This is a genomic window from Lentimicrobiaceae bacterium, from assembly GCA_023227965.1.
In the GTDB taxonomy this organism is placed as follows: Bacteria; Bacteroidota; Bacteroidia; order Bacteroidales; family JALOCA01; genus JALOCA01.
This window is the reverse complement of record JALOCA010000065.1, coordinates 1-8,926: the sequence shown is the minus strand read 5'-3', so window position 1 is coordinate 8,926 and position 8,926 is coordinate 1. Positions and strand designations below refer to the sequence as shown.

Below are 8,926 nucleotides of genomic sequence, written 5' to 3'. Positions count from 1 at the left end.
AGCGATAGGGGTCAGAGTCATTTGCCTTATTGAGGAGAAAGTTCAGATATGCACGCGGGAGAAAAGTGAAATGACTCCGACCCCTATGAACTCCGTGAATTCGTCGCCAGGGGTCGTGCGCGGATGGACATGCGCGTGCTTGCTGGTGCTGCTTGCGGGTTGCGCGCAGATGAGCTCGCCGGTGGCCTCCACCTACGAATCGAGCGGTGGCTGTTGCGGCCCGTTTCCAAACTGGCAGGTGCCGCATTCCGGCGTCGATTTCACGGGACCTTTCGGCGAGGACGTTATCGCGCCGGCCGACGGAACGGTCGTCACCCATGTCGGCGCCAATCCGGAGACTTGCGGAAACACCGTAGCCATTCACCATGCGCAATTCGACCGGTATACCGTCTATTGCCATTTTCAGGACGTCGTCGTAAGCCCCGGGCAGACCGTCAGGCGTGGCCAGAAGATCGGCACCCTGGGCGACAGTGGCGTGGCGGGAGGCTGCAGGCGGATCGGCCGAGCCTGCGCGATCGTCCACATGGAACTCACGACCGTGCCGTACGGCCACCCCAGAGCCAAGGAGGGAGAAACCTTCGATGCCCTGCGGCATTCGGGTGGATGCTTCGATCCGCAGAAAAGCTATCCAATCGCTCAGCTGGTTCTTACCCATCCCGTGCGCTGCCGGGACGGATCGCCGAAATAGTCCAATCGGGTCGGCATCGATCGTGTTCCCGGGGCGGCCGGCACCGTCCCGCCAGCGCCGACTTTTAGGCAACGCAGCCCGCGCTGCAACCTCACATGCAATGCCAGAACGGCGAACCGGGCGCCATCGGGAAACAGTGGCCGAAGGGGTGCGGGCCGGGGTACCACATCGGGCTCATCATCTGGCTGCGGCAGACGCGGACTTCATGCTCGATCCGGTCGCGACAGGCCTGCTCGCGCTTATTGGCGTCGGCGGCCATGCCGTCGAAGATGAAGCTGCGTTCGGCGGCGACCATGTGGTCGAGCACCGCGAGCGGCACGCCCTGCTTTGCCAGCTCGGTGATCTGGGTTCCCGACAGGCGGTAGCGCGAACCCGAAGTTGTGATGCGGCCGATGAGTTCTTCGGCGGGGATGCCCAGGTTCGACAGCGCCACGATCTGTTCCAGCGGCATGGCCGCGACCGGCTGCGGCAGGATCGCCTCCATCTGTTCGGCGCTGATGCGCTCGATCTTCGGCGGCTCGGCAGGCACGCCGGCGCAGCCCTGCAGGATCAGGGCCAAAACAAGCCAACGGATGCCGAGAGTTTTCATTGCAGTCTGATCGAGCGGACACGGTTGCGGTTTGAGCAATGATAGGCGACCCGGGTGCCGGGCGGAAGGCGACGCACCTGGGCGGAAGTTCGGCAACCCCGAGCAACAACCTTGCAATTACGGGAACGATACTCCATAATTGCAATGATGATTTCCCGCTCACTCACCCCATTCCTGATCGATGCGCTGGCCAATTCGCCGGCCGTGGCGCTGCTCGGCCCGCGCCAGGCCGGCAAGACCACGCTGGCGCTGGACGTAGCCAAGGCGAGCGGTCGGCCTTCGCTCTATCTCGATCTCGAATCGGAACAGGACCGCAGCAAACTGGCCCAAGCCGAACTTTACCTGGCCGATCACGCCGACCAACTGGTCATCCTCGACGAAGTGCATCGCGCCCCCGGCCTGTTTCCGGTCCTGCGCGGATTGATCGACAAGGGTCGCCGCGCGGGGAAAAAGACAGGCCGCTTCCTGCTGCTGGGTTCGGCATCGCTCGATCTTCTCAAGCAATCCGGCGAAACCCTCGCGGGACGCATCGCCTACCTGGAGTTGGCCCCTTTCAACCTGATCGAAACGCGCCATCTGCCGGCCGATGAACTCTGGGTGCGCGGCGGCTTTCCGGAAAGCCTGCTGGCGTCGAGCGCGGCGCGCAGCCTGCGCTGGCGGCAGGACTTCATCCGCAGCTACCTGGAGCGCGACATTCCCCAATTCGGCCCGCGCATCGCCGCCGAAACCCTGCGCCGATTCTGGGGCATGCTGGCCCACCATCAGGGCGGCTTGCTGAATACCGCCCAGTTCGCCCGCAATCTCGGGGTGGATGCGAAAACCGCTGCGGCCTACCTCGACCTGCTGGTCGACCTGCTGCTGGTGCGCCGCCTGCCGCCCTGGCACGCCAACCTGGGCAAGCGTTTGGTGAAATCGCCCAAGGTGTATGTGCGCGACAGCGGCCTGGTCCACGCCCTGCTCGGCATCGCCGACAAGGAAACGCTGCTGTCCCACCCCGTGGTCGGACAAAGCTGGGAATGTTTCGTCATCGAGAACCTGCTGGCCTGTGCGCCGGAAGGGGTGCAGGGCCATTTTTACCGCAGCAGCGCCGGCGCCGAAATCGACCTGCTGCTGGCGTGGCCCGACGGCAAGCTGTGGGCCATCGAAATCAAGCGCAGCCTCACGCCGAAACTGGAGCGCGGTTTTCATGCGGCATGCGCCGACCTGAATCCGGCGCGCAAGCTGGTCGTCTATCCCGGTGACGAAAGCTTCCGACTGGCGGAGGACATCGAAGCCATGAGTCCCTTGAGCGCGGCGATGCTGGTGGCCGGGAAATGACTTCCCCCGTCCTCGAACTGCTCGCCCCCGCCAAGAATGCCGATTTCGGCATCGAGGCGATTACGCATGGCGCCGACGCGGTGTATATCGGCGGGCCGGCCTTCGGCGCGCGGGCCAATGCCGGCAACAGCATCGCGGACATCGAGCGGCTGGCGGCCCACGCGCGCCGCTATCACGCCAAGGTGTTCGTCACGCTGAACACCATCCTGCGCGACGACGAGCTGGACGAAGCGCGGCGCCTGGTCTGGCAGTTCTACGAGGCGGGCGCCGATGCGCTGATCGTGCAGGACATGGGCCTGCTCGAACTCGACCTGCCGCCGATCCAGTTGCACGCGAGCACGCAGACCGACATCCGCACGCCGGCCAAGGCGCGCTTCCTGCAGGACGTCGGCTTCTCGCAGATCGTGCTGGCGCGGGAACTGACGCTGAAGGAGATCGCGAAGATCGACGAGGGGCTGAGAGTCGGCGCTGCTCCGCTCTGCGTGCCTGGGAATCCGCTTCGCGGGCAGGCAACGCCGGCAACGCTCGAATTCTTCATCCACGGCGCGCTGTGCGTGGCCTACAGCGGCCAGTGCTACATCAGCCACGCCCACACCGGGCGCAGCGCCAATCGCGGCGAATGCTCGCAGGCCTGCCGCCTGCCCTACACGCTGGAAGACGAGGCCGGCCGCATCGTCGCCCACGACAAGCACCTGCTGTCGATGAAGGACAACGACCAGAGCGCCAACCTGCGCGCGCTGATCGAGGCCGGCATCCGTTCCTTCAAGATCGAGGGGCGGCTGAAGGACCTTTCCTACGTCAAGAACATCACGGCGCACTACCGCACGCTGCTCGACGAATTCCTCGAGCGCTCGCCCGGCTACCGGCGCGCTTCGTCGGGGCGCTGTACTTACGCATTCACGCCGCGCCCGGAAAAGACCTTCAACCGCGGCGCCACGGATTACTTCGTCAATGAGCGCAAGCCCGACATCGGCGCCTTCGATACGCCGAAGTTCTCCGGCGAACTGGTCGGCGAGGTCACGCGCATCGGGCCGGACTGGTTCGAGGCGGAAACCAGCGCGCCGCTGCACAACGGCGACGGCCTCAGCTATTACGACAGCCACCGCGAGCTGGTCGGCCTGCGCATCAACCGCGCCGACGGCGCGCGCCTGTTCCCCAACGAAATGCCGGACGATATCGCCGTCGGCACCGCGCTCTACCGCAACCGCGACCAGGAATTCGAGCGCGCGCTGGAGAAGAAATCCGCCGAACGGCGCATCGATGTGCACTTGCAGTTGGGCGAAACAGCGGACGGCTTCGCGCTGACGCTGACCGATGAAGACGGCATCGCGGCGAGCGCCGCCCTGCCCCACGCCCATGAGCTCGCGAAGAACGCCGAGCGCGCCTTCGCCGGCCTGCGCGAGAACCTCGGCAAGCTGGGCAACACGATCTTCGAGGCGCGAGAGATTTCGCTCGACCTCTCCCAGCCCTGGTTCCTGCCAGCCTCGGCGATAAACGGCCTGCGCCGCGATGCCGTCGCCGCCCTCGAAGCCGCGCGCGTCGCCGCCTGCGAGCGTCCGTCGCGCCGAATCGCCGTCTTACCAGCGCCGAGTTTTCCGGAAAACGAACTGAGCTATCTGGCCAACGTGCTCAACAGCGCGGCCCGCACCTTCTATGAAAAGCACGGCGTGACCGTGATCGCCGAGGCCTACGAGACCAACGCCGAAAAGGGCGAGGTCTCGCTGATGATCACGCGCCACTGCCTGCGCCACAGCTACAACCTCTGCCCGAAGGAAGTGAAGGGCATCCGCCCCGACCCGATGACGCTGGTCAATGGCAAGGAAAAGCTCACCCTGCGCTTCGACTGCAAGAAGTGCGAAATGCACGTCATCGGCAAGCTGAAGAAGGGCCGGCAGATCAGCATCCTTCCGGTCGCGCATTGACATTGAGAATGTCGGCGCCGGCTCGCTCTGCGTGCCTGGGATTCCGCTTCGCGGGCAGGCAACGGCGATGAGCCGCGCATTGGGCAAACTCGTCCTCGCCCCGATGGAAGGTCTCGCCGACGATGTGCTGCGCGCGGTGCTGACTTCGGCCGGCGGCTACGACTGGTGCGTCACCGAGTTCGTGCGCGTCACCACCACCGTGCTGCCGCACTCCTGCTACACGCGCTTCTCCCCCGAGCTGAAGCACGGCTCGCGCACGGCAAGCGGCACGCCGGTGCGCATCCAGCTGCTCGGCTCGGACCCGGCGATGCTGGCGCAGAACGCCGCGCACCTCGCGCTGCTCGATCCGGCCGGCATCGACCTGAACTTCGGCTGCCCGACGCCGCTGGTGAATCGCAATCGCGGCGGCGCGGCGTTGCTCGACGAGCCGGAGTTGTTGCGCAGCATCGCCACTGCGGTGCGCGCGGCCGTACCGCCGGCGATTCCGGTCACCGCCAAGATGCGCCTCGGCATCGAGGACACCGGCCGCGCGCTTGATTGCGCGCTGGCGCTGGAGGCCGGCGGCATGCAGGAACTGGTGGTGCATGCCCGCACCAAGGCCGACGGCTACCGGCCGCTGGTTCGCTGGGAATGGGTGGCGCGCATCCGCGAGGCGGTGAAGCTGCCGATCATCGCCAACGGCGAGGTGTGGAAGGTCGCCGACTACCTCAATATCTGCGCCGCCACCGGCTGCGCCGACGTCATGCTGGGCCGCGGCGCGGTCGCCGACCCGCTGCTGGCGCGGCGCATCCGCGAGGGCCGGACGGAACACCCTGACGCAGGCGATTGGGAACAACTGCAAACCATGATCGCGGAATTCTGGCAGCGGGTGCAGCAGAAGCTGCCGCCCCACCAGTCGCCCGGCCGCCTCAAGCAGTGGCTCGGCATGATGCGACGCAGCTATCCCGAAGCGGCGACGCTCTATGGCGAGATACGCGAACTGCGCCGCGCGCCGGAGATCAGTCTGGCGCTGCAGCGCTCCGGCCTGCCCTTGCCGGCCTAGGCAGCGACCGCTTGCAGCGCGGCAGCGCTGCGATCGCGGCAATGGTCGGCGATGGCCGGCAAAAACGCGTAGTTAACGACCGATCATCTACCCGAAGTTTAGTGAACTTGATTCATATCAAGACACTCTTGTCCCCAAATAATAGGATAGCCATAAATAGTCGACCGCCTGTTGTCTTATGGGCTCAGCTGCCATCGGTTTCGATTGGTTTGCGGGCCGACGACAGCTTCTTCGTCCATTGAAGACTCGACTACGCTTATTTCCCTGTCTTGGAGAATAATTTTGGCCCTTAACGAGAAACCTGCTGCCGATCCCGACCGGGAGCGGTCATCCGAATGTGCTGCGCAACCCGCGTCGGCAGACCCCTCCGCACCTGGCCTGACGACCTCGCGCCGCGATTTCCTGAAAGGCGGCGGAATGCTCAGCGTGTCTGCGCTGATGGGTTCTGCGGCGCTGATGACGATGTCCGACGATGCCAAGGCCTCCACCGAGTGGGCCGAGCATTTCCAGAAGAACTACCGCCTGATGACGGACGAGGAAAAAGCCGAGGCCCGCACCCGGCTTGAACGGCGCTACTCGTCCGAGTACGGCAAGAAGGTCAGCGTCGATACCACGGGGCCGCAGCCGGGCGTGCTCATGGGCTACGCCCTGAACGTCAGGAAGTGCATCGGCTGCCGCCGCTGCGTCCACGCCTGCGTCGAGGAGAACAACCAGTCGCGCGGCACGCGGCCCGGGGAAAAGATCGAGTGGATCCAGGTGCTGCGCATGGAGCGCGGCGAGTTCTCCAAGGACAAGATGAATCACGGCTATCCCGAGGGCCTCGGCATCCAGGTCGGCGGCAACGCCTACACCCCGGCCGGCCAGGTGCTGGAAGGCCAGTACCACTACAACCCCGAGGCCGTTCCGGAAAAGGACGCCACCTACATGCCGATCGCCTGCATGCAGTGCGAGAAGCCGCCCTGCGTCAAGGTCTGCCCGGTGCGCACGACCTACCGCGAGGCCGACGGCCCGGTGGTGATCGACTACAACTGGTGTATCGGCTGCAAGATGTGCATGAACGCCTGCCCCTACTGGGCGCGCCGCTTCAACCTCACCACGCCGGTGCTGCCGAAGCAAGAGATGAACCCGGTCACGCATTATCTGGGCAACCGTCCGCGCATGCGCGGCGTCGTCGAGAAGTGCCACTGGTGCCTGCAACGCACCCGCCACGACCGCTATCCGGCCTGCGTCGAGGTCTGCCCGGTCGGCGCCCGCAAGTTCGGCAACCTGCTCGACCCGGAAAGCGAAGTGAGCCTGATCCTGGCCCGGAAGAACGTGTTCCGCCTCAAGGCGGAACTCAACACCTTCCCGAAATTCTTCTACTTCTACGATTGAGGAGCCGGCCGTGCAACAACTGATCAGCTTCACTACCGACTACACCCGCTACATCCTCAAGGGCGGCACCAAGTTCTACGCCTGGATGGGCGTTCTTTCCGCCTTCATCCTCGCCATGCTCTACGTGTTCTACCTGCAGAACACCGACGGCCTGATCGTCACCGGCATGACCAGCCAGATCAGCGACGGCCTGTACCTGGCCAACCTGGTGTTCCTGGTGGGCGTGGCGGCCGGGGCGGTGACCATCGTCTTCCCGGCCTACGTCTATCATCACGAAGGCATGCACAAGGTGGCCGTGCTGGGCGAGATGCTGGCCATCTCGGCGGTGATCATGGTGATGGTGTTTGTCTTCGCCCACATGGGCCGGCCCGACCGCCTGTGGCACATGATTCCGCCCTGGGGCATCTACAGTTTCTCCTCGATGCTGGGCTGGGACGTGATGGTGCTCAACGGCTACCTGATCCTCAACTTCATCTGCGGCTTCTACTACCTGTGGTGCAAGTACACCGGCAACCCGATCAACAGGAAATGGTTCATCCCCCTGGTTTATGTCGCCATTGCCTGGGCGCTGTCGATCCACACCGTGACGGCTTTCCTGATGGCCAACAACCCGGCGCGCCCGATGTGGTTCCACAGCATGATGCCGATCCGCTTCATCGCCACCGCCTTCGCGGCCGGCCCGGCACTGATCATCCTGATCTTCCTGGTCATCCGCAAGAACACCAGGTTCTGGGTCGATGACAGCGCGATCAAGCTGCTCACCACGATCGTCCAGTTCTGCCTGGGCATCGCCATCTTCCTGACCCTGTCGGAAGTCGTGGTCGAGCTCTACGCCCGCACCGAGCATGCCAACGGCCTCTACTACCTGATGTTCGGCCTGCACGGCCTCACCGGGCTGGTGCCGTGGTTCTGGAGTTCGGTGGTGCTGATGATATGCGCGTTCGTGATGTTCTTCATGCCGTCGTTCCGCAATGACTTCAACAAGCTGCAAATCCCCTGCGTGATGGCCTTTGCCGGCATCTGGATCGAGAAGGGCATGGGCCTGATCGTCCCCGGCTACATCCCCTCGCCGATCGGCGAAGTCACCGAGTACCACCCGAGCTTCGTCGAGTGGCTGATGGTGCTGGGCATCTGGGCCTTCGGTTTCTTCATCCTGACCATTCTGCTCAAGGGCGCCATCGGCATCATGCTGGGCGATATCAAGTACGGCAGCCAGGCCGTCGCGGCGAAGTGAGATGACGACCATGAAAAAACTTGCATTCCACACGATGATCCTCGCCTTCTGCTGCGGGATGATGACTTCCGCACTGGCGCAGGACCAAAAGGCTGCGGCGGCGCAGGCACCCGCGGCGCAGCCGCCGCAGGAAACCGTCTGCTTCGAAAGCCGCAAGGGCGCGTCGGAAGTCACCAAGCGCGACATCAAGCCCGGCTGGCCCAACGTCAAGTGCTCGCCGAAGACCGGTGCGGCGCTCTGGTACGGCGATCCCTACGACGGCACAGTGCCGATGGGCAAGATGCCGGGACTGGAAAAAATCCCGGAAGGGCACGCAGTCGTCAAGCCGCGCTCCGAGAAGCTGGCCATCCTGCCGATGTGCGCGACGGCCTGCCACAACGGCGTCGGACCCGCGTTCAATCCGCCAAAACTGCCGAAGGACAAGAAGCCGGTACCGATCCCGACCATGGAAGGCCTGCTGCCGGACGCCAAGGACCTGCAACACGGTCGCGGCCGCATCTGGTGTCTCGATTGCCACCACACGACCAAGCGCAACATGCTGGTGGACAACTACGGCGATGCGGTCAGCATCGATCAGCCGCAACTGCTCTGCGGCAAGTGTCACGGCGACAAGATGCGCGACTGGCGTGACGGTATCCATGGCAAGCGCATCGGCAATTTCACCAGCACCGGCAAGAAGCGCTGGTTCACCTGTACCGAATGCCACAACCCGCACAACGTGCAGGATGGCGCCCGCAACCGCGGCTTCGTGCAGCTCCAG

Annotated in this window: 8 protein-coding genes; 7 read left to right on the top strand and 1 reads right to left on the bottom strand. The window is 64.5% G+C overall.

Annotation, left to right across the window (positions count from 1 at the left end):
- On the top strand, nucleotides 1–688 hold a 688-nt coding region (locus M0R21_13475; GenBank protein MCK9618832.1), incomplete at its 5' end, for a M23 family metallopeptidase.
- A gap of 91 nt (nucleotides 689–779) precedes the next feature.
- Here M0R21_13475 and M0R21_13470 read toward each other — a convergent pair.
- The gene (locus M0R21_13470; GenBank protein ID MCK9618831.1) at nucleotides 780–1,277 is read right to left on the bottom strand and encodes a hypothetical protein; all 498 of its coding nucleotides are present in this window, start codon (nucleotides 1,275–1,277) and stop codon (nucleotides 780–782) included.
- A 144-nt stretch (nucleotides 1,278–1,421) separates the two neighbouring features.
- On the opposite strand from M0R21_13470, the gene M0R21_13465 reads away from it, so the two are divergent.
- The 6 genes from M0R21_13465 to M0R21_13440 all read left to right on the top strand — a co-directional run.
- Nucleotides 1,422–2,594 carry an ATP-binding protein gene (locus M0R21_13465; GenBank protein ID MCK9618830.1) on the top strand — a complete coding sequence of 391 codons (1,173 nt, stop codon included), beginning with the start codon at nucleotides 1,422–1,424 and terminating at the stop codon, nucleotides 2,592–2,594.
- Nucleotides 2,591–4,516, top strand: coding sequence for a U32 family peptidase (locus M0R21_13460; GenBank protein ID MCK9618829.1), 1,926 nt, complete (start codon nucleotides 2,591–2,593; stop codon nucleotides 4,514–4,516). The genes M0R21_13465 and M0R21_13460 overlap by 4 nt, the downstream gene beginning before the upstream one ends.
- A gap of 103 nt (nucleotides 4,517–4,619) precedes the next feature.
- Entirely contained in the window at nucleotides 4,620–5,558 is a 939-nt protein-coding gene (locus M0R21_13455) for a tRNA-dihydrouridine synthase (GenBank protein ID MCK9618828.1), read from the top strand.
- 282 nt (nucleotides 5,559–5,840) lie between these two features.
- Nucleotides 5,841–6,932 carry a 4Fe-4S dicluster domain-containing protein gene (locus tag M0R21_13450; GenBank protein ID MCK9618827.1) on the top strand — a complete coding sequence of 364 codons (1,092 nt, stop codon included), beginning with the start codon at nucleotides 5,841–5,843 and terminating at the stop codon, nucleotides 6,930–6,932.
- A 10-nt stretch (nucleotides 6,933–6,942) separates the two neighbouring features.
- Nucleotides 6,943–8,166, top strand: a complete 1,224-nt coding sequence (gene nrfD, locus M0R21_13445) for a polysulfide reductase NrfD (protein MCK9618826.1) — start codon at nucleotides 6,943–6,945, stop codon at nucleotides 8,164–8,166.
- A 10-nt stretch (nucleotides 8,167–8,176) separates the two neighbouring features.
- Nucleotides 8,177–8,926 (top strand): hypothetical protein (locus tag M0R21_13440; protein MCK9618825.1); only part of this gene is annotated, 750 nt, incomplete at its 3' end.

What these genes read in the sequence shown, in the direction of transcription:
- M0R21_13470 (MCK9618831.1), bottom strand. Translation starts at nt 1,277, where the DNA reads ATGAAAACTCTCGGCATCCGTTGGCTTGTTTTGGCCCTGATCCTGCAG.
- M0R21_13455 (MCK9618828.1), top strand. Translation starts at nt 4,620, where the DNA reads ATGGAAGGTCTCGCCGACGATGTGCTGCGCGCGGTGCTGACTTCGGCC.
- M0R21_13460 (MCK9618829.1), top strand. Translation starts at nt 2,591, where the DNA reads ATGACTTCCCCCGTCCTCGAACTGCTCGCCCCCGCCAAGAATGCCGAT.
- M0R21_13465 (MCK9618830.1), top strand. Translation starts at nt 1,422, where the DNA reads ATGATGATTTCCCGCTCACTCACCCCATTCCTGATCGATGCGCTGGCC.